The organism is Marinobacter sp. 1-3A (genome assembly GCF_016597775.1).
Lineage (GTDB): Bacteria > Pseudomonadota > Gammaproteobacteria > Pseudomonadales > Oleiphilaceae > Marinobacter > Marinobacter xiaoshiensis.
This window is the reverse complement of record NZ_VCGZ01000006.1, coordinates 64,641-84,698: the sequence shown is the minus strand read 5'-3', so window position 1 is coordinate 84,698 and position 20,058 is coordinate 64,641. Positions and strand designations below refer to the sequence as shown.

The 20,058-nt window shown below is 54.9% G+C and carries 22 protein-coding genes; 7 read left to right on the top strand and 15 right to left on the bottom strand.

Annotated features, from left to right (window positions below; translation table 11 throughout):
* Nucleotide 1 precedes the first annotated feature (1 nt).
* Genes FE848_RS11030 through FE848_RS11010 form a run of 5 tightly spaced genes read right to left on the bottom strand, consistent with a single transcriptional unit; the run spans nt 2 to nt 3,667 of the window.
* Entirely contained in the window at nt 2-526 is a 525-nt protein-coding gene (locus FE848_RS11030) for an Lrp/AsnC family transcriptional regulator (protein ID WP_200202861.1), read from the bottom strand.
* A complete protein-coding gene (locus FE848_RS11025) occupies nt 501-944 on the bottom strand; it encodes an Lrp/AsnC family transcriptional regulator (protein ID WP_227714614.1) in 444 nt (147 codons plus the stop codon). The genes FE848_RS11030 and FE848_RS11025 overlap by 26 nt, the downstream gene beginning before the upstream one ends.
* A gap of 28 nt (nt 945-972) precedes the next feature.
* The gene (locus tag FE848_RS11020) at nt 973-1,485 is read right to left on the bottom strand and encodes an AsnC family protein (protein ID WP_200203123.1); all 513 of its coding nucleotides are present in this window, start codon (nt 1,483-1,485) and stop codon (nt 973-975) included.
* Nucleotides 1,486-1,514: 29 nt separating this feature from the next.
* Nucleotides 1,515-1,979, bottom strand: coding sequence for an AsnC family transcriptional regulator (locus tag FE848_RS11015; protein ID WP_200203120.1), 465 nt, complete (start codon nt 1,977-1,979; stop codon nt 1,515-1,517).
* Between the two features lie 29 nt (nt 1,980-2,008).
* On the bottom strand, nt 2,009-3,667 hold the full coding sequence (locus tag FE848_RS11010; RefSeq protein WP_413785009.1) for a cytochrome D1 domain-containing protein: 1,659 nt from the start codon (nt 3,665-3,667) through the stop codon (nt 2,009-2,011).
* A gap of 193 nt (nt 3,668-3,860) precedes the next feature.
* Between FE848_RS11010 and FE848_RS11005 the strand changes: the two genes are divergently transcribed.
* From FE848_RS11005 to FE848_RS10985, 5 genes are all read left to right on the top strand, one after another.
* The gene (locus FE848_RS11005; protein WP_227715301.1) at nt 3,861-4,325 is read left to right on the top strand and encodes a c-type cytochrome; all 465 of its coding nucleotides are present in this window, start codon (nt 3,861-3,863) and stop codon (nt 4,323-4,325) included.
* 78 nt (nt 4,326-4,403) lie between these two features.
* Nucleotides 4,404-5,582: a cytochrome D1 domain-containing protein gene (locus FE848_RS11000; protein WP_200203115.1), complete on the top strand. Its 1,179-nt coding sequence runs from the start codon at nt 4,404-4,406 to the stop codon at nt 5,580-5,582.
* Nucleotides 5,566-6,309, top strand: coding sequence for a PhnD/SsuA/transferrin family substrate-binding protein (locus FE848_RS10995; protein ID WP_200202858.1), 744 nt, complete (start codon nt 5,566-5,568; stop codon nt 6,307-6,309). The genes FE848_RS11000 and FE848_RS10995 overlap by 17 nt, the downstream gene beginning before the upstream one ends.
* Nucleotides 6,310-6,325: 16 nt before the next feature.
* Nucleotides 6,326-7,114 carry a CbbQ/NirQ/NorQ/GpvN family protein gene (locus tag FE848_RS10990; protein WP_200202857.1) on the top strand — a complete coding sequence of 263 codons (789 nt, stop codon included), beginning with the start codon at nt 6,326-6,328 and terminating at the stop codon, nt 7,112-7,114.
* Nucleotides 7,080-7,454, top strand: a complete 375-nt coding sequence (locus tag FE848_RS10985; RefSeq protein WP_200202856.1) for a hypothetical protein — start codon at nt 7,080-7,082, stop codon at nt 7,452-7,454. The genes FE848_RS10990 and FE848_RS10985 overlap by 35 nt, the downstream gene beginning before the upstream one ends.
* A 183-nt stretch (nt 7,455-7,637) precedes the next feature.
* Here FE848_RS10985 and FE848_RS10980 read toward each other — a convergent pair whose 3' ends face one another.
* The 6 genes from FE848_RS10980 to FE848_RS10955 form a co-directional block, all read right to left on the bottom strand.
* Complete coding sequence (locus FE848_RS10980) at nt 7,638-7,877, bottom strand: cytochrome C oxidase subunit IV family protein (protein WP_200202855.1); 240 nt, start codon at nt 7,875-7,877, stop codon at nt 7,638-7,640.
* Nucleotides 7,878-7,889: 12 nt separating this feature from the next.
* Entirely contained in the window at nt 7,890-8,483 is a 594-nt protein-coding gene (locus tag FE848_RS10975; RefSeq protein WP_227714522.1) for a cytochrome c oxidase subunit 3, read from the bottom strand.
* Between the two features lie 10 nt (nt 8,484-8,493).
* A complete protein-coding gene (locus tag FE848_RS10970; protein WP_200202854.1) occupies nt 8,494-10,317 on the bottom strand; it encodes a nitric oxide reductase activation protein NorD in 1,824 nt (607 codons plus the stop codon).
* Nucleotides 10,318-10,329: 12 nt separating this feature from the next.
* Nucleotides 10,330-11,298 carry a 4Fe-4S binding protein gene (locus FE848_RS10965; RefSeq protein WP_200202853.1) on the bottom strand — a complete coding sequence of 323 codons (969 nt, stop codon included), beginning with the start codon at nt 11,296-11,298 and terminating at the stop codon, nt 10,330-10,332.
* A 66-nt stretch (nt 11,299-11,364) separates the two neighbouring features.
* The gene (locus FE848_RS10960; protein WP_200202852.1) at nt 11,365-12,780 is read right to left on the bottom strand and encodes a cbb3-type cytochrome c oxidase subunit I; all 1,416 of its coding nucleotides are present in this window, start codon (nt 12,778-12,780) and stop codon (nt 11,365-11,367) included.
* A 10-nt stretch (nt 12,781-12,790) separates the two neighbouring features.
* Nucleotides 12,791-13,240 (bottom strand): c-type cytochrome, encoded by a 450-nt coding sequence (locus tag FE848_RS10955; RefSeq protein WP_200202851.1) that lies wholly within the window; start codon nt 13,238-13,240, stop codon nt 12,791-12,793.
* A 189-nt stretch (nt 13,241-13,429) separates the two neighbouring features.
* On the opposite strand from FE848_RS10955, the gene FE848_RS10950 reads away from it, so the two are divergent.
* Nucleotides 13,430-14,347 carry an AEC family transporter gene (locus FE848_RS10950; RefSeq protein ID WP_200202850.1) on the top strand — a complete coding sequence of 306 codons (918 nt, stop codon included), beginning with the start codon at nt 13,430-13,432 and terminating at the stop codon, nt 14,345-14,347.
* On the opposite strand, the gene FE848_RS10945 is transcribed toward FE848_RS10950, so the two are convergent.
* From FE848_RS10945 to FE848_RS10935, 3 genes are all read right to left on the bottom strand, one after another.
* Nucleotides 14,316-14,963: a cation transporter gene (locus tag FE848_RS10945; protein WP_200202849.1), complete on the bottom strand. Its 648-nt coding sequence runs from the start codon at nt 14,961-14,963 to the stop codon at nt 14,316-14,318. The genes FE848_RS10950 and FE848_RS10945 overlap by 32 nt on opposite strands.
* Before the next feature lie 86 nt (nt 14,964-15,049).
* Nucleotides 15,050-15,517, bottom strand: coding sequence for a Cd(II)/Pb(II)-responsive transcriptional regulator (gene cadR / locus FE848_RS10940; RefSeq protein WP_200202848.1), 468 nt, complete (start codon nt 15,515-15,517; stop codon nt 15,050-15,052).
* A gap of 77 nt (nt 15,518-15,594) precedes the next feature.
* Nucleotides 15,595-16,509, bottom strand: coding sequence for a cation diffusion facilitator family transporter (locus FE848_RS10935; protein ID WP_200202847.1), 915 nt, complete (start codon nt 16,507-16,509; stop codon nt 15,595-15,597).
* 157 nt (nt 16,510-16,666) lie between these two features.
* On the opposite strand from FE848_RS10935, the gene FE848_RS10930 reads away from it, so the two are divergent.
* Nucleotides 16,667-18,355 (top strand): HAD family hydrolase, encoded by a 1,689-nt coding sequence (locus FE848_RS10930; RefSeq protein ID WP_200202846.1) that lies wholly within the window; start codon nt 16,667-16,669, stop codon nt 18,353-18,355.
* 9 nt (nt 18,356-18,364) lie between these two features.
* On the opposite strand, the gene FE848_RS10925 is transcribed toward FE848_RS10930, so the two are convergent.
* A complete protein-coding gene (locus FE848_RS10925) occupies nt 18,365-19,897 on the bottom strand; it encodes a cryptochrome/photolyase family protein (protein ID WP_200202845.1) in 1,533 nt (510 codons plus the stop codon).
* Nucleotides 19,898-20,058 lie beyond the last annotated feature (161 nt).

Below are 20,058 nucleotides of genomic sequence, written 5' to 3'. Positions count from 1 at the left end.
GTTATTTGCGCAGCCGCAGGCCGGTTTTTTTCAGGATGGCCGAGCTGTAAAGAATGGTGTGCTGGCGGCAGTCATCGCCCAGCACGGCACGAATTTGTGCGGCTTTGTCTTCCACCTCTTCCCGTGTGGTGCCGTGCACCATGGCAAACAGGTTGAATGACCAGTAAGGCAGGTGGCGTGGCCTGCGGTAACAATGGCTCACGAAAGGTAGTTCACCAACGGCAGTGCCGAGTTCTGCAATGCGGTCATCCGCAACGTCCCACACCGTCATGCCGTTGTAGCGATAACCCAGGCGATAGTGATCAGGCACTGCAGCGACACGGCGTATTACGCCGGCCTGTTGCATAGCCTGAAAGCGAGCAAGAACCTCGTCGGCATCCATGTCCAGTTGCTTGCCCAGTTCAGCCCAGGGATCGGAGACCAGAGGCAGGCCGGCTTGAGTGGCGAGGATCAGCTCGCGGTCGCGTTCGGATATTGCAAAGCCGTTTGGTGCTGCGGCTTCAGACAGGGAAGTGGAGGTGGACATGGAACTCCTGCTCCTTTGGCATGTTGTAAACCGGGTGGCCGGTTGTGTCTTCTATGGCGCTGATGGTGCTGGCAATGGCGCTTTGGGTTTCGGTTGCCAGTACGAACCACATGTTCAGGTCGTGCTCACGGCGGTAGTTGTGGGCCACCTCATCAAAGCTGTTTACCTGCTCGGTAACCCGCTCAAAATCCGCTTCTGGAATGCGCATGGCGGCCAGTGTGAGTGCGCCGCCCATTTCGCCAGCGTGGAACATGGGGCCAAAGCGAGTCAGTACGCCGTCAGAAAGTAGTTTTTTTACCGTATCGAGGATTTGTTGCTCGCTGAGTTTCAGCTCATCTGCAACGGCTGCAAAAGGGTTGCGAACAAGTGGTAAGCCGTGCTGTAAACGGTTGATCAGAACTTTTTCAATCGGGGTCAGGTCTGCAACCGGGGCCTGGCGCCGGGATTCAGTCGTGGCTGACATAACGACCTCCTCGCTGGCGGTAGGCTTTGTTGCTGAACAACACCGCATATTGAATGTGCTGAAGGTTGTGGCCAGCAATCAGACTGTCCAGTTGTGCCAGCACGCGTTCACGGTTGGTGCCGTGAATCATGCAGAACAGATTGTAGGGCCAGTCCGGGAGTCGTCTTGGGCGTTGATAGCACAGGGTGATAAAAGGCACGTCGGCCATGGCTTTACCCAACGCCTGCACTTGCTCGTCAGGGATGTCCCAGACCACCATCGCATTTGCGGTGTAGCCCAGGGTGCGGTGCTTCACGACCAGCCCCAAGCGTTTGATCAGACCATTGCTTTGCCATTGGCTAATGGCATCCATCACTTCCTGTTCGGAAAGGCCGGTGCGCTCTGCAAGGACGCGATAGGGGCGAGGTACAAGTGGTAGCCCCTGTTCGAGTTGCTGCCTGAGCCGCAGTAGTCCCCAGGCGCTAACTTTGGTCGCGTCTGAATCCGGGGAGTCCATGGGCAGGCAATCGGCCGAAAAAAGTTGGCTCATGACAAGGCCTCCCAGTCGATATCGAAGCCCAGGTCAATGTGGTAACCCTCAACCATGGGTAGGCGAAGCATGGGCAATTTCAATTCCTTTTCCAGTTCGTCGAGATGCTCTTCCAGAAGCTCGTTATCCGGTGCAGTCATGACAAACCAGAGATTGTAGGTGTGCTCCCGGGCGTAATTGTGATTCACCCCGGGAGCACGATTTATGCGGGCGGCCACCAGGTCCATTTGCTCCTCAGGAGCCGCCACGGCAGCCAGCAGGCTTGCGCCCGCTTGGCTGTGTTCAAACACCGGACCGACCCGGCTGAGCACCTTTTGATCCTGGAGGGCAGACAGCCTCTGGATTACCTCCTCTTCGGTCAGGCCCAGGGTTCGGCCCATTTCCTCGTAGGGGCGTTCACAGACTGGCAGGCTACGCTGGTAGCTGTCGATCAATTGTCTGTCTGCCGCATCCAGTCTCATCATTGTGCTCCTTCAGGCCGGGGCCGGGATCAGTACACGTCGTGCTGAGTGTTGTAAGTATTAAACTTACCGGTCGGGGTGACCATGTAGTCGCCCTTGATAACCTTCTTCAGCTTGCGTGTTTTGTCATCGACTACAACAATCGCGGAGTTCTTGTCCTGGGTATTCCAGACAGAGAACCAGACTTCGTCGCCCGCCCTGTTGTATTCCGGCTGTACCACACGCTTGGGACCTTCACCCAGTTCAGCCCATTCGGCAATCGGCAGCACTTTGTAGCCCGCATCAAAGTTATTGATGTCGAATACGGCGATGCTCTGGCTTACAGATTCCGCCGGGTTCAGGGCAGTGTCTACCCACAGGTTGGTGGACTTCGGATGGGTTTTCACAAACAGTGAGCCGCCGCCCTGGCCATTAACGGTGCGAACCACTTTCCAGGCTTTGTCGGGGTGGCCTTCGGGGTCGGTACCGATCATCTGGATGGTTGGATCACCCAGGTGGGACGTTGCCCAGACAGGACCGTGGTCCGGGTCTACAAAGTTGGCGCCACGGCCCGGGTGAGGAATCTTACCCACATCGATAAGCGCTTCAAGGTTACGGTCCTTGGCATCAACAACCGCAATTTTGTCGGAGTTGTTAGCTGCCGTCATGAAGTAACGCATGCTGGCATCCCAGCCGCCATCGTGCAGGAATTGTGCGGCATCGATGGAGGTGATGCTCATGTTGTCCAGATCTTCGTAGTTGGCCAGCAAAATTTTGCCGGTTTCTTTTACGTTGATGATGAACTCCGGGTGCTCGTGGGAAGCCACGATGGCGGCAACTCGTGGCTCAGGATGATATTCCTGCTCGCCTACGGTCATGCCCCGGGTGCTTACAATTTTCTTGGGCTCCAGGGTGTTGCCATCCATGATCACGAACTGCGGCGGCCAGTAAGTGCCTGCAATAGCAAGCTTGTCTTCCCAGCCCTTGTACTTGGAGGTTTCAACAGAGCGTGCCTCCATGCCCACTTTAATTTTGGCAACGGTTTGTGGCTCTTCCATCCACAGGTCGATCATGTTGATCAGAGCGTCACGACCAATAACCATTACATAGCGGCCTGAGGCAGACATCCGGGAGATGTGTACCGCGTAACCGGTATCGATGATTTTTACGATTTCCTTGGAGTCGCCGTCGATCAGCGCAATCTGGCCGGCATCACGCAAGGTAACGCTGAAGATGTTCTCCAGGTCCAGATCGTTCATCTGCTTCTTGGGGCGATCCTCTGGTGGCACGATCACTTCCCAGGTTTTCTTCATGTCAGCCAGGCTGAATTCGGGAGGCATGGGTGGCTCGTGCATGATGTACTTGGCCATCAGTTCCACGGTTGCTTCGTCAAAGTCACCCGAGGTCAGCCAGTTCGGCATGCCGGCAGGGGAGCCGTAGCTGATGAACGCTTTCAGGTAATCGATTCCGCGCTCCTGGGTGATATCGGGAGTCAGCGGCTTGCCGGTGGCGCCTTTACGCAGCACACCGTGGCAACCAGCGCAGCGCTCGAAGTAGATCTGTTTGGCTTGTTCAAATTCTGCGTCAGAAAGATCCGGGGCCCCGGGTGTACGGACTGTCTTCGCAGACGCCGCGTCGATAGGGCTGGCGGTTCCTTCGTAGGCGGTTACAGCAGGATCGGGATTCTTTGGGGCGGCGTTTGCGGACATCACGCCGAAAGACGCTACAGCCACGGCAATTGCCAGTGGTTTCAGAAATGGGTTGGTTGCTCTCATCAGGGTCTCTCCTTGGATTTAAGAGTAGTGCTAGGTTTCTCTTCTTTACTCCGATGAACATTGATTTAAGTCAGGCCGTTTTAAAATATCCAGTGAGTACCCACCCATGGGTATAACCAAAGAGTGGTTGTGGAGGGAGCTGTTTTTAACCAATATCAAAGATGTGTTTGAGAAGCGGCACCACTATATTAAAAGCCCGCTACAGATTCATGGGAGAGCACAAGTTGTGAAGGGTTCCAAAACAAGGAATGCCAGGCGACATAATGGATTCAAAGGTGTATTTTTCATGATACTTTGCGCGCCGTTGTCGCTGCCGGCAGGAACTTTGCCAAAGCCGATGTCCGATGTGGCGGAGCTTGAAAACTTTGTGATTCAGGATTGTGGCTCCTGCCATGGGTTGGCCCTTAAAGGAGGATTGGGCCCGCCGCTACGCCCTGAAAATCTTGACCACCTTCCAGAGGCAGCCATCGCGGCAATAATCCGTGAAGGCATCCCTGGCACGGCCATGCCGCCCTGGAAACCACTCCTCACGCCTGCCGATATTGAATGGATCAGTCATCAGTTAAAGACCGGTAAACTGGTCTCGCCCTGACAATTTGTTTGGAGGAATAGCCCGATGCTATGGATAACCCGCTGTGCGAAGCGCGTGTTTTTACTGTCATTTTTGGCGATGCTGGTGAGTGGTTGCCAGGTTTTTTCCGGCTCTGAGGAGACGGGTGACGGTTTGATGGGTACCGGCGATCTGGGCCTGATTATCGAGCGCGCCACCGGCTCATTGCTGGTTGTAAACACCACCAGTCACAGCGTGATCAATCGTATCGAAGGGCTGGGGGATCTCTCCCATGCATCAGTGGTGTATTCGCGGGATGCTCGTTACGGCTTCGTGTTTGGCCGCGACGGTGGTCTCACCAAAGTGGACCTGCTCACTCAGTCCATCGTTGGCCGGGTCATCCAGTCCGGTAACAGCATTGGTGGTGCTATCTCACAGGATGGTCGATACGTTGCCGTGTCGAATTACGAGCCGGGTGGAGTAAAGGTTTTTGACAGCAAAACCCTGGAGCTGGTGGCTGATATCCCTGCTACCTACACCCGGCAAAATGGTGAAACCGCCCAATCAAAAACGGTCGGGTTGGTAGATGCACCGGGTAATCGTTTTGTGTTCAGCCTGTTCGATGCGGGAGAAATCTGGATTCTGGACATGCCGGATGACGCTGAAAACAGCAAGCCTGAAGTGACCCGTTTCGATGCCGGAAAAGCCCCTTACGATTCCATGATCACGCCAGATGGGCGCTTTTACATTGCGGGGCTGTTTGGAGAAGACGGCCTGTCCATGTTGGACCTGTGGGATACCGATGCCGGTGTGAATGAGATCTTGCCCAATTACGGTAAAGGCGAACAACAGCTTCCTGTGTACAAAATGCCTCACCTTGAAGGCTGGACGGTGGCTGATGGGCGGGCGTTCGTACCGGCAGTCGGTCATCACCAGGTGTTGGTGGCGGATATGAACGATTGGTCGCTGGTGGACAAAATCCCGGTGCAGGGACAGCCGGTTTTTGTAATGGCCAGCCCCGATAATCGCAGAATATGGGTGAGTTTTGCGCACCCGAAAAACGATGTGGTTCAGGTAATTGATTCCCAGACCCGGAAAATAATCCGCACACTGGAGCCGGGCAAGGCAGTGCTTCACATGGAGTTTACACCGAGGGGAGAGGAAGTCTGGGTGTCGTCCAGAGACAGTAACCGGGTAACGGTATACAACACCCACACATTGGAGCCTGTTGCCGAACTGGAAGCACAAAAGCCCAGTGGGATTTTCTTTACCAGCAGAGCCCATGTGCTTGGATTATAGGCGCACAGGAGCTGTCGCGTTTACGGCGCTTCTGCTCGCCATGCCTGTGGCCCAGGCGGCAAGAGAGGCGCGGGTGGTGCTGACGATTGATTCGGTTACCCAGGTAACCGACGTTGCGCGCTACCGCCTCGGCCAGCATCTGGCTAAGCAGGGATGCCAGGCCGATATTCGTTTTAACCGCGACCCCGATAAAGCAGCACTGGTGTTCAGCTTGTCCGGCGAGGGCAATCCGGGGGCAGCTGCACTAATCGCAAACAACCGCGATGGCGACTGGGCCAGGCCGGTCTGGATTACGCGCAGAACCGCAGGTGCTCGGTCGATTTCTGAGCTAAAGGATCGGGACTTGGCCACGGTTGCGGGGGAGGATCCTTTTGCATCGAAACTGCCGCTTGCCGCCCTGGGAGCTGCCGGAATATATCCGCCGCAAGAGAAGATCTACGAAGCTGGGGATTACAGTTCAGCGCTGAGCTTGCTGTTGCATAACAACACCCATGCAGCGGTGTCCGAAGCAGGGTTTGCCGGGCAGTTTCTTACCAGCCGGGATCTCGAGATTCTCTGGCTCGGAAGCCCGGTAAAAACAGTGGGCTGGTATCGGGGTAAAGGTTGGAGTGAGCAGGCACAGAACTGTGAAGAGGCCCTCAGCCGGCTGAGTCGAACGGATGACAAACAGGCGTTTACGGTTTTTCCTGAATGGGTTCATGGCTTTGCCAGAACCGACAATCAGTAACAGAGGATTGTGATACATGACGTTTTACCAGCCAGTTGGTAATGAAATAGAGTTGTTCCAGGCGGCAGCCGACAACGGTTTGCCGGTTCTGATCAAAGGCCCCACAGGCTGCGGTAAAACCCGGTTTGTTCGCTACATGGCGGAGAAGCTTAACCGGCCGGTTTATACCGTAGCCTGCCACGACGACCTGACCGCAGCCGACCTGGTCGGGCGGCACCTGATCGGCCCTGAAGGCACCTATTGGCAAGACGGCCCCCTGACTCGAGCCGTTCGTGAAGGCGGCATTTGTTACCTCGATGAAGTGGTTGAAGCCCGAAAGGACACTACAGTCGTTCTGCACCCGCTGGCGGATGACCGCCGGGAATTGCCCATAGAGCGCACCGGGGAACTGCTCACCGCAGCACCCGGCTTTATGCTGGTGGTCTCTTACAACCCGGGTTATCAGAGCCTGCTCAAAGGCATGAAGCCCAGCACGCGTCAGAGATTCGTGTCCTTGCGATTTGATTACCCCGCAGAAGAGGCGGAACAAACCATCGTGGCGGAAGAGTCTGGATGCGACCGCGATCTTGCCAAACAGCTCGTGAGCCTCGCCACAGCCCTGCGCAACCTTAAGGATCACGATCTCGAAGAGGCCGCATCAACCCGGCTGCTGATACACACAGCCTTATTGATACGCGCTGGCCTGCCAGCGGCAGAAGCATGCCGTGCAGGCATGATCGAACCATTGTCAGACGACGAAGCAACAGTTATTTCATTGATGGAGGTGGTATATGCAGTATTCGGGCGCCCGGAAGAAACCCGCTAGCGGGGCGGTTGTACCTGTAGTCTGGTATTTGCTGAACTTGTTGGCAACGCCGGTTATAGGTTTCCTGGTTTTGCTCTGGCTGTTTCTTAACAGTTCAGGAACAAATGAACTTCGCAGGGCTCATACCCGTGCGGCTATGTTCATGTCGCTGCTTGGCTTTATTCTGATCAGCTCCGGGATAGTTATTAGCTGGGTTTTCATTGGCGATGTGGGCCACTTCGGTACCTTTGCTCTGGTATGGGCAATCGCGCTTCACACAGGGTTTGTATTGTGGGGGATGATTTCTCTGGCACAGGCTATGTCTGAGAAGATGCCTTACTTTCCCGCCAAGTGGCTCTAGTCTGATAGATGGGAGGTAGCCCCGGGGCAGAGGCCCTCCCAAAACACGCTGTGAATACGTCCGTGTACGCTTGGCTCCGCCATCCCTGGCTCCGCACAGTTTTGGGAGGGCCTCTGCCCCGGAGCTTATCGGGCTATTGCGGTGTCTGCCTTCTTCTTTATGGGGTGTTAGGTTTTTCTGGGATTATGTGATGGTATGAAATCCCGCAACCGCAACAATGACCACCGGCGCCCAGGACTGGGCAATCAGTCTCCAGCCGCGCGGTGCATGCTTCATTTCCATGAAGTGATCTACCAGCAACATGGCTTTCACAATCACCATTCCAAAAACCAGCCAGGCCAGAAACTCGGGGCCTATACCAGCCTTTAGAGCAATCACCGGCAAGGCCGTGCAAATCATCAGTGCAAAATAGACAGTCAGCATCCCAAGCCCTCCCTAGGCCAGTACGTAAATCATTGGAAACAACACCAGCCACACCAGATCCACCATGTGCCAGTATGAAGCACCGGACTCCATGCCATTCATATCCGAACCGTCGTAGTCACCGTTGCCGACTTTAACCGCTAGAACAACCAGAATGACCTGCCCCAGAATGACGTGCATGAAGTGAAAAAACGTCAGAAAAAAGTAGAACATGAAGAAAGTATCTGTACCCAGGTTATAGCCCTGGCTGTACAGGTTCACGTACTCGTACATTTTGCCCACGGTGTAAATGCAGGAAACCGCAACAGCAAGCCAAAGCCGCCATTGAGTTCCAGATCGCCTGTGGCGAAGTTGATGAACAGCGGTTGCGACGAAATAGCTGGCGGTAATCAGCGCAGCGGTATTCAGAAGCCCAACTAGAGGGTGCAGAACTTCGCGGCCAGCGTGAAACGTCGCCGGGTCCATGCTACGTGCAACCGCAAAACCGATGAACATGATGCCGAATACCGCCAGTTCGGCGAAAATAAAGATCCACACCGCTATGTCACCAGGAAGTTGGCGAGTATTGGGGTCTGGAGAAAGGTTCTGGTTCGTCATATTGCTCATGTCGCTCTTATCATTGCGTCAGGTTCAGATAGAGTTTAGGAAGCTGCAATGGCAACTGTGCCGGGTCGCGGATGACTACGAAGTTGCTGCTGCCGAATACATAGGGCAGGTATTCGCTGGCCTCGTCATCAATGGTGACGCAGAAGGGGGTCAGCCCGGCTCTTTGCGCTTCCTGCACCGCCATGCGTGTATCTTCCACGCCGTAACGCCCTTCGTAGATGTCCAGATCGTTAGGCTTGCCATCGGTCAGCAGCAACAGGATTTTCTGATGCTCATGGCGCGTCTCCAGTAGTTTGGTAGCCTGGCGAATGGCGGCGCCCATGCGGGTATAGAACCCCGGTTCCAATGCCTGAATACGGCCCCGAATGGTGCTGGTATAGGGCTCGTCAAAGCTTTTCAGATGGTGGAATCGCACATGGTCGCGACGCCGGGATGAAAACGCGAACAGCGCAAAGGGGTCGCGACTTGCCTGTAAGGCTTCACTGAGCAGTTGCAGGCCGTCACGGGCAACGTCGATAACGCGCTGCTGGTTGTTGATGTAGGTTTCGGTCGAGAGCGATATGTCTGCCAGTACCAGACAGGCAAGGTCGCGCTGGCTTTGCTGGCAGCGGCGGAACAGCTTTTGATCGATAATGCCTTGGCCGCGCCGGTGTTGTACTTCCCTCTCTAGGCAAGCATCAAGATCCAGTTCATCTCCGTCCAATTGCCGTTTTTGCCATTGCTTGAGTGGCTTCAGGGCGCTGAATTGGCGCTGTAGGCGCTTTGCTGGCCGGCGTAATACTTCGGGAAGCTCCGCAGGTACCGCGTCCTTGGCTAACAAGGGCTGGAGACAGCAGAAGGCTTCGCGATAGCTTTGGCTGCGCCAGTCCCATTCCGGCAGGTGAATGCCAGGGCCGAGGCGCAAATCGTCGTGTTCTTCCGAGGGCAAATCCAGATCAAACTTGATCGCAGACGAGGCTTCTTTGCGGTCGTTGGATACGGAAATCATGTCCATATCATTGGCAACGGCTTCGGCATCTTCCTCGTCGGTATCGTCGCCTGCCCGGTCAACCGGTATAAATTCAGTCCAGGAGAACAGGCTTTCCAGCCGGAAAATCATCAGGCCCTGGTCGCGGTCAAAAGCCTCTACCCGCTCTGCCTGCTTGCGCTTGTTCTTTTTGGTAAGGCCGCCCGGGCTGGATTGAGTGTCCTCATCTCCGGTTACCTGACCGCTGGCTTTTCCTTGTTCCAGAGCCGGGTACAACCAGAGGATAACAGGCCAGAGGTCGGTGTCGGCAGATGGCAGGGCAGGGACACTGCCCGGGTGAATCAGTGCCTGGCAGATAGCCTGTTCGCGGATGGATTCCGGATCAGTCAGGCTGTCCGGGTCAGGGCGCCAGTACAGAACGTGTTTGACCAGACGCTGGTATACATTTTCCAGGCCTGGCCAACGTGAGAGAACATCCTGTACCAGAGCCTGGTTTCCGGTAAACCAATCACTGTCCGCCGGGGGCGGGGTGGCCGCAAGCGCAGCCAGCCAGATATAGAGATCCCGGTTTAACTGCTTCGATGGGAAGCGTGCAACTTTTTCAGGCAGGCGCAGGTTTTGGTCGTCCCGCCATGCCAGTTCAAATTTACGATGTGTTCCTGCAAGCTTGTGCAAAAATTTACGGCGCAGGCGAAAGTGCCGGGGCTCTGCGGTCACCAGGCTTAACGCCGGATCGCCTCCAAAGGCACGGAACACAATGCCCAAACTGCGGGCTTCGTCTTTCAGGTAAACGGCGTGCTCGGGGAATTCCCCCAGAGCCTGGCGAGTAATGTACTCATGCCATTTGTAGCCGACCCACTCTTCCATTTCGAGTTCCTTTTAGGCCCGCGTGCTGACAGGTTTGCTGTCGCGTCGGGGGGCGGTGGTTAATTGGCGAACAGGAATCAGAATTGTTTGCCGGCTGGGCTCGCCTGGCTGCCATTGCAGCAGACTGCCCTCCGGATTGTTTTTTTGCACCTCACGGCAAGCACTCACGCATTGCAGGCACTGGGTGCAGGAGAATTTTGCGCGCTTGTGGCTGCGGGTGGGCAGCCGCATGGGGCAGGCTTCGTCGCAGGCCTTGGTGCAGTCGCGACAGGCCGCGGCGCGGGTAGTATCAAAAGTAACCAACTGCCCACGACCGTGAGTCATCCAGGCAATACTCTGTACCACACCGAAGGCGCAGCCATATTTGCAAAACAGATGGCGCGCGAACAGGAAATCCAGGGTAAACACCAGGGTTGCTATGGCCAGAAAAATAGCGGGGTAAAACGCCAGATTACCTGTCACCAGGTCTGTATATAATGGAATGGGCGGCAGCAGGTAAGAAAGCATCGCCAAAGCCCAGGAGAAGCCAATCAGGCCGCATACCAGCGTTAGGCCAGCCCAATGTATAACCTTGCCACGACGGCCTTTTTTTAAGGCTTCCCAGAGTGTCGGGCGGCCGGTAATGCGGGTCATCAAGTCGTTGATGGTTTCCACCACAGAAAAATGTGGGCACAGCCAACCGCAGTAAATACGGCCCCATTTCCAGGCAACCCAAAGCACAAGGGGAACCAGAACAAGAATGGGGAGGATAAACCACAGTAGAACCTGGCTGGCGACGTCCGCAGGCGAACTTTGCGCCACCCAGTCGAGATTCAGATTGAACGAAAGCGGAAAGCCAAGCACTACAAATCGGGCTTCCGTTAAGTCGTAGCGAAAAATGTTCAGAACCGGTGCCAGCAGGAACAGCCCAAAAAACGCAGCGCGAGTGATCAGGCGCTTGTTCTGGAGTGTGTCTTTGGGGTTTGCTTGCTGCACGGTCACAGGTCAGTTCCAAGGTAGACAGGGCCGGAAACAAGTTCCGGCCCTGTGGGTTAGACGGACGCTGATTTACGCGTCCTGAATGGCAGCGCCTCGAACTTCTTCGTCAAAAGACGCTTGTCCCTTGATAAAGAAACTACCGAAGTACACCACCAGACCGGCCATGAAGAAGCAGCCGGCAATCATACGCGCCCAGTAGAAGAGTGCGATGTTGTCCTGGGTAGCCATGAATGACAGGGCTTCGCCGCTATCCGGTATGCGTTGCAACCAGATTTGCAGGATGCCGGCACCGGTCAGGAACAGGGTGATGAACACCATGGAGATGGTCATCAGCCAGAAGCCCCACATTTCCACAACCTGAGCAGTATTGCTGTTGCCATAAGGTCGGCCGCGCATGATCGGCACAGCGTAGGAAATGATGGTAAGCACAATCATCACATAGGCGCCGTAGAAGGCCATGTGGCCGTGGGCCGCTGTTAGCTGGGTACCGTGGGTGTAATAGTTGATCGGTGCCAGTGTGTGCAGGAAGCCCCATACACCTGCGCCGAGGAATGCCATTACCGCAGTACCCATGGCCCAGAGAATGGCTGCCTTGTTTGGGTGATTACGCTTGCGCCGGTTAATCATGGTGAAGGCAAACAGCACCATCATGAAGAACGGCAGGGGTTCCAGAGCGGAGAACACAGAGCCCAACCACAACCAGTATTCAGGTGGCCCAATCCAGAAGAAGTGGTGACCTGTGCCGATGATGCCGGTAATCAGCGCCATGGCAATGATCACGTACAGCCACTTCTCGATGACTTCCCGGTCTACCCCGGTGAGTTTGATCAGTACGTAAGCCAGAATGGCCGCCATGATCAATTCCCACACGCCTTCAACCCACAGGTGTACCACAAACCACCAGAAGTACTTGTCTGTGGTCAGGTTGCTTGGGTTGTAGAAGGAGAAGAGCCAGAGTACTGCCAAACCAATCAGGCCTGTAATCAACACAATGTTGACCACGGTTTTACGGCCTTTCAGGGCAGTCATCATGATATTGAACAGGAACCCGACCACCACCAGGGCTATGCCTACCTTGGTAATCGTTGGCTGCTCAAGGAACTCCCGGCCCATGGTTGGCAACAGCTTGTTCATGGTGATGTCTGCCAGAGTGGCGTAATCCACAAACAGATAACCAAGAATGGTCAGCGTGCCGGCAACGGCAAACACCCAGAACAGAATCCAGGCAAGCAGCGGGCTGTAAAGCTCGGTTTGTGCTTCTTCCGGCACCAGGTAGTAGGTTGCACCCATAAAACCGAACAGCAACCACACAATCAGCAGGTTGGTGTGAACCATCCGCGCAACGTTGAAAGGGATTTCCGGAAACAGGAAATCGCCCACCACATATTGCATGCCCAGCACCAGACCGAACACGATCTGACCGGCGAAGAGTACCAAAGCAAAGATGAAGTAGGGCATGGCGACCCGTTGAGACTCGTATTTCATGTTTTCTCCCTTACCCTTCGATGTTGGGTGGCCAGCCGTTGTCGTCGATCTTGGATGTCCACTCGAGGAACGAGGACAGATCGTTGATTTCCTGGTCGGTCAGTTTGAAATTGGGCATTTGCCGGCGACCGGGTATGTTGGTGGGCATAGCGTTCATCCAGGCATTCATGTATGCCTTGAAGACTTCGCTATCAGCCGCGCCACGACGGTCAAATACGTTGGCAAGTTCCGGTGCAAAGTACGCACCTTCACCCATGAGGGAGTGGCAGCCGACGCAGTTGTTGTTTTCCCAGACGTGTTTGCCTCTTACAACCTCTTCGGTAAGTTGATCCCTGTTATCCCTTTCGGGCATTGCCCGCGATTGGGTGTCAAAAGTCAGAACCAGAAACAAAAGGATGAAGAATGTACTTCCTCCCAGATATATGTTTCTGGCCATGCTTTTGGTAAAGCGTTCGGCCATTGGTCTCTCTCCTTGGTCGTTGTGGAATACCTGACTGCCTCACTAGGATATAAAGATGTATTAGCAATGCTGTTGATGATTATCAATCATGGCTGAAAATCACACTACTGTGCAGGGGAGTTACCTCCTGAGGGGTAGGTGATAGACTGCCCAACCTGTTTTTTTTGAACCCGAATGCCCGGAGCCTTTATGGCCGCAGCACTGGCGCTGTTTATCAAGCTTATTCCGCTTTATGTCACCGTTGCCCTTGGCTGGGTGGCTGGCCGTTATCTGGAGGCGAGCGGCAAACATATTGCGGGCATCATGCTCTACATTGTTACGCCTTCTGTGGTTTTCTCCGGCGTGATGGCGGCACCGCTTTCGCCCGAAGTGATCTTTCTGCCGTTTTTGGTGTTCGGATTTGCGTCGGTACTGGCGCTTGCCCATTTAAAACTGGCGCGGCGGGTATTGACTGATGGCAGTGCCGGCATGATTCCCCTGTGTGTTGCCTCGGGGAATACGGGGTACTTTGGTGTGCCGGTCGCGCTGCTGTTGTTCGGGGAAGAAGGGCTGGCGATTTATATTGTGTGCATGCTGGGCGTCACCCTGTTTGAAAGTTCGGTGGGGTATTACCTGGCCGCACGGGGCCGGCATGACCTGAAAGATTCACTTTTGCGTGTTGCCAAGCTGCCTTCGGTATACGCCTTTTTGGCGGCTGTACTGCTTAACCTTTCGGATGTCGGTATTCCTGAGGTGTTCGTGCCGCTGTTCGATAACCTGCGCGGCGCCTACAGCATACTGGGCATGATGATTATTGGCATGAGCATCAGCAGCTTCCGGGGGCTGGCTGGTAATATACGGTTTACTGCCCTGGCATTTTTCGGCAAGTTTGTAGCCTGGCCATTATTGGCAACGGTGTTCTGGTGGCTGGATTCACAGTTTCTTGGGGTTTATGACCCAGCGGTACACAAGGCTATTTTCCTCATATCCATTACCCCGATAGCCGCTAATACTGTTGTTATAGCCACCTTGCTGGACACCTCCCCGCGGCAGGCCGCAGGTACGGTTATGCTGTCAACGATGTTTGCGCTGGTGTTTATACCGGTGATGATTTCGTTGGCGTTCTAGCGCCCTGACTGGCCTCTGCAATATCTTCCCGGGCATGGCGAACCACGCTCACTCCTGCGGTTATCGCCAATGTGCCCATAATGGCGGCAACTACAAGATCCGGCCAGGCACTGGCGGTACCAAACACGCCAAGTGCTGCAGCCATTACCGCCAGATTGCTTATGGCGTCATTCCGGCTGCACAGCCACACCGAGCGCATATCCGAATCACCATCTCGAAACTTGAACAGAATAAGTGCTACAGAAACATTAGCGACCAGAGCCAGCAAGCCGACAGTGCCCATGGTTAAGGCTTCCGGAGTGGTGCCCTGCTGTAATATCCACAGAGCACGCGCCCAGACAATCGTGCCCAAAATGGCCATGGTGATGCCCTTGACCATAGCCGCACGGCCACGCCAGAGTAGTCCCATGTTCAGTACACACAGGGACAAAATGTAGTTGGCGCTGTCGCCAAAGAAGTCGATGGCATCGGCCATCAAAGACACAGAACCCGAGGTGAGGCTGGCAACACCTTCCACAAAAAACATGGCCAGGTTCACCCAGAGCGCAATCCAAAGCGCGCGACGAAAGCCGGGGGCAGGGGCTTTCAGTTCTGGCTCGGAGCAGCTACATGCCATAAAACACCTCCTTGGTAGGTAGGCTTGTATTGAAAACCCTGTAGCTACTAAAAGGTCAACCCCTTCAGCCAAGGATTTGTGAGATTTTAGTTTTTACCTGGCCGGTGAGTGCCGGGCACATGGTTTTCATGGCCGCCATGCTCTTTGTTTGGGGCTTCCATATCTGCATTGCTGAGTCCGCCCATAATTCCGCACTCCTGAACTGTGCCGGCATCAGAGCAGGCTCTTTGTAGTTGTTGTAGTGTTTTTTCGAGGTTTGTGAGTTCTTGCAGGCGCTCGCGCACATGGCTGAGATGGCTGGCGAGTAGGTCATCCACTTGCTGGCAGTCTGCTTCGGGGTTTTCAGAAAGCCGGATCAACTCGCGTATTTCGTCCTGGGCCATATCAAGATTGCGGCAGCGCTTGATAAATAAAAGGCGATCCAGATGGGCTGTTCGATAGGCGCGATAGCCACTAGGGTCCCGCTCGGGTTTCGGCAACAGGCCGATTTTCTCGTAGTACCGGATGGTTTCCACGGCAACAGATGAGTACTTGGATATCTCACCGATTTTCATACTGTTTACGCTCCCCTGATTGCAGTTGAGTTTGTTTGCCCTGTTCGCCGTTAATCTTTGGTCCGAGGCTGTGCCTGTTACCGGCATCCCGAAGTGTTCGGGCAGCCGGTAACCGCGCGCTCCCATTGAATGGTCACATGCTGAATATTGAAGTTGTGATTCAGCATGTGAGTAGCCTGTTCGATCACCTGATCGTCATCTGCGGAATCGGGCTTTATCAGGTGCACGGTCAGCGCGTTTTCGGTGGTGCTGAGTGCCCAGATATGCAGGTGATGGGCTGATTCCACGCCGGGCAGAGCCTGCAGCTTCTCAAGTACCTCAGCCGGATTGATACTCTTGGGTACTGCGTCTACTGCAAGGCTCACAGAGTCTTTCAGTAACCGCCAGGTGCCGATAAAAATCACAACAGCAATAACCAGGCTGACAACGGGATCAATCCAGCGCACATCGGTGAACAGAATAACTACCCCGGCAATCACTACGCCTACCGACACCAGCGTATCCGCTGCCATGTGCAGGAATGCACCCCGAATGTTCAGGTCGCCTTCCTGGCCCTTGAGAAACAGCAGCATGGTCACGCCGTTAATCAGCACGCCGATGCTGGCCACAATAATGATGGTTAGGCCTGCCAGTTCGGCGGGCTCGTTGAACCGGCGAATGGCTTCCCAGGCGATGCCACCAACGGCGGCAATCAGAAACAGGGCATTGAACAGCGCCGCCAGAATGGTGGTTTTCTTGAGGCCATAAGTATTGCGGTCTGTGGCTTTGCGGCTGGCCAGCCAGCTGGCAACCCAGGCCATAACCAGCCCCAGAACGTCACTCAGGTTATGACCTGCATCGGCGAGCAGAGCCAGAGAGCCCGACAGCACACCGTAAACGGCTTCAATGATCACGAACCCGAGGTTGAGAACGACCGCTATGGCAAACGCCCGGTTGTGGGTGTCAAAGTGGTCTGCATGGCTGTGACCGTGACTATGGCTATGATTGTGCATAAGCGGGCTCTGAACCAATGAAGTGGATTTGTGTCAGTAAAAACCCTGTAGCTAATACAGGGTCAAGCCACATTGGAACGGCTTTTGTATATTTGGTCAATATGGCGTTAACTGATCGGCGGCAATCACAGGATTCTGAATAGCTGAAGGATTGTTTATGGATCGCTTGAGTGAACATGTGGCAGCACCCTCGGTACTGATCTTTGACTGGCATGGGACTCTGGTAGACACCCACGATGCCATGTTCAGCGCTATGGAAGACATGCTGCCGCAGTTGGAAGAGCTTGGACTGGTGGATCAGCTGTTACCGGAAGAAGAGTGCCGCACCGATGACGATGCCAGATTGGTGCGATACATTCGCATATTCCGGCGTTTGCACCCGCGTATTCTGGCTGAGCGGCGCGTATCGAGAACGGATATTTTCAATGCGATTTTTGGCGACAATACAGCGGCCAAACTGATAGCCCATCAGGCCTACAATCAGGCCTATCGGCGCTATTTCGGGCAGGTTCGGCCGTTTCAGCCGGGTGCTTACGAATACCTGTCAGCGCTGAAAGCCATGGGCATCCGTTTGGCCGTGGCCACCAACAGAAACCGGGAGTTTTTCGATAAGGAGCTGAAAACCGTTGACGAGGGGCGTTGGCAGGATCTGTTTGAGGTGGCAGTGTGTGCTGACGATGTTACGGAATACAAACCTGACCCCCAGGTGATTCACTCTATACTGGAAAAAATGAACCTCCCGGCAAACGGGTGTGCCTGGTATGTGGGCGATAGCTACGTGGATATGCTGACTGCACACCGTGCCGGGATTTCCGGCGTTTTTTATAACGGTGCCCAATGGGAGGCGAACCGTATTCGAAGCTGGTTTACCCGCCGGGACGAGCCCGTGGCGGTTCTGGACAGTTTTGAAGAATTGATGGATCTGCTGGCGCTGATTGAGCGGGATGAACCTGAGCAATTCCTGCAACTGCCAGCAGAAGTGCGGCCGGCTCCCTTCCCGCCACCGGAGCGCCCGGAACCCCGCATAGAACCAGACTGGCACCCCGCAGTGGTCAAGCTTATACGGCCCGAAGTGATCCTTTTTGATTGGCATGCCACTCTAGTGGACACCCTCGATGCCATGTACCACGCAGTGGATGACATGTTCCCGGATTTTCACAAGCTCGGGTTGATGGAGCGCATGGTCGCCCCTGAAGACAGTAAAACACCAGAAGATGCGCGATTGGTGGCCTATGTGCGCGAGTTTGCCAAACTTCACCCCAAGGTAAAGGCCGACCGCAAGATCTCCCGTACGGATATTTTTGAAGTGCTCTTCGGTGACGATCAGGAAGCAAAGCAGATCGCTCACAAGGCGTTCAATCACCATTACCGCAATCACTACGGCACCGTAAAAGCCTTTGAGGCTAAAGTGCGGGCAGTGCTGGAAGGTTTGCGCCGCCTGAACATTCAGGTGGGCGTGATTACCAATCGGGACCGGGAGTTTTTCGAGCACGAACTGGCGGCTGTTGAGGATACCGGCTGGGTGGAGCTGTTTGATGTGGACGTTTGCGGCGATGACACGCCCCTGCGCAAACCCCACCCGGATCAGCTCTTGCTGGCGGTGCAAAAGCTGGATTACCCGCCCGACCCCAGCGTCTGGTACGTGGGTGACAGCACCACCGATGTGATTGCCGCCAAACGTGCGGGCATGACTTCCGTATTTTTCAACGGCGCCCAGTGGGATTTGCCTTGGCTGAACCGCATATTCCCGGGTACCCACAAGCACCCGGACAAGCCGGATGTGGTGGTAAATGATTTCTCGGAGTTCTGGGCGCTGGTTTTGGCGTGCGAAGTTGGGCCGCCTTGATGCCTCGGCTTAAAGCTCTTCAATGTGCTTTAGCAGGTAATCGGCCCGTTTGAGCAGGGCTTCTCGCTTTTCCGGTTTCTGTTTATCCCAATTGCGGTACATCATGCCCATACGCGGATTACCCTCGAAATCCGCCCGGTGCCGATCGATGAAATGCCAATACAGGGAATTGAATGGGCAGGCGTCGGGCTCGGTGCTTTTACTGACCTTGTAGTGGCAATTGGCACAGTGGTCAGACATGCGTTGAATGTACTTGCCGCTGGCGGCGTAGGGTTTTGAGCCAAGGTAGCCACCGTCGGCATGCATCACCATGCCCAGCACGTTGGGCAGTTCTACCCAGTCATACGCATCCGCATAGACGGCCAGATACCAGTCGCAAATTTCATCCGGCGTTATGCCTGCCAGCAGTGCGAAGTTGCCGGTCACCATCAGTCTCTGGATGTGATGGGCGTAGGCGTTGCGTCGGGTTGCATCTATGGTCTTGTGCATGCAGCGCATTTTTGTCTCGCCGGTCCAGTAAAACCAGGGCAGGGCGCGGGTGTTACCAAGGCGGTTTTCCTGCGCGTAGCCGGGCATGTGCAGCCAATAGATTCCCCGAACGAACTCGCGCCAGCCAAGAATCTGGCGGATAAAGCCCTCTACTGCATTGATTGGTGCTTGCCCGGCGTACCAGGCTCTTGCGGCGGCTTCGCATACAGCAAGAGGATCGAGCAGACCGCAGTTGATGTAGGGCGAGAGAATCGAGTGGAATAACCAGTCCTCGGTGTCAGACATGGCATCCTGGTAATCGCCAAAGCAGGGCAGGGCGAACTCGATAAAGTAATTCAGGGCTTCCTGCGCATCCTCTGGCGTGACCGCAAAGTGAAAACCCTCGGTGACTCCAAAGTGGTCGGGGAAGTGCTGCTCCACCAGATCAATTACCTCCCGGGTTATGGCATCCGGCTCTATTCTGAAGGGCGCGGGCGCGGGTGGTTTGCCGGTCCATTTGCGCCGGTTGTCGGCATCGAAGTTCCAGTTGCCGCCTTCCGGTTTGCCGTCTGGATTCATCAACAGCCCGGTCTTGCGGCGCATTTCCCGGTAAAAGAACTCCATGCGTAACTGTTTGCGGCCTTCGGTCCAGTCTGCGAACTCGTGTTTGCTGGCAATAAAACGTGTGTCGGCGCGGATCTCCACCGGCACGCCGAGGCGCTCCTGCCACTGGCTGATCTGCTCATGCAAGCGCCATTCGCCGCATTCGGTTGTGATTATCTTGTCCGGGCGCAAATCTTCAAGCAGGGAAGACACAACACCTTCAAGGCTTTGATGTTGGTTGTCCGGATGATAGTGCTGGTAATGAATCTGCCAGCCGTCTTGCTCCAGCCGCTTTGCGAAATGGCGCATGGCACTGAACAGCAGAACCAGTTTCTTCTTGTGGTGATTGGTGTAACTGGCCTCTTCGTGAACCTCTGCCATCACAAGGGTGTCGCGGTTCGGATCAGCCCCTTCAAGGGCGCTGATATCGTTTGCCAGCTGATCACCAAGAATCAGAATGAGGTTGGCCATGAGGTTATGCGCTCCGGTTTTTGGCTTGTTTTCCCTGAAAGTCGCTGGGACTGTTAACCCATAGTAGGTAGCCAGAATACGCACTAGGCACAAGGGTGGTTCAGGTGCCAAGCTGTTAAAATCCAGTCTACGGTCGACCAACAGTCGTCGAAATGACTCGC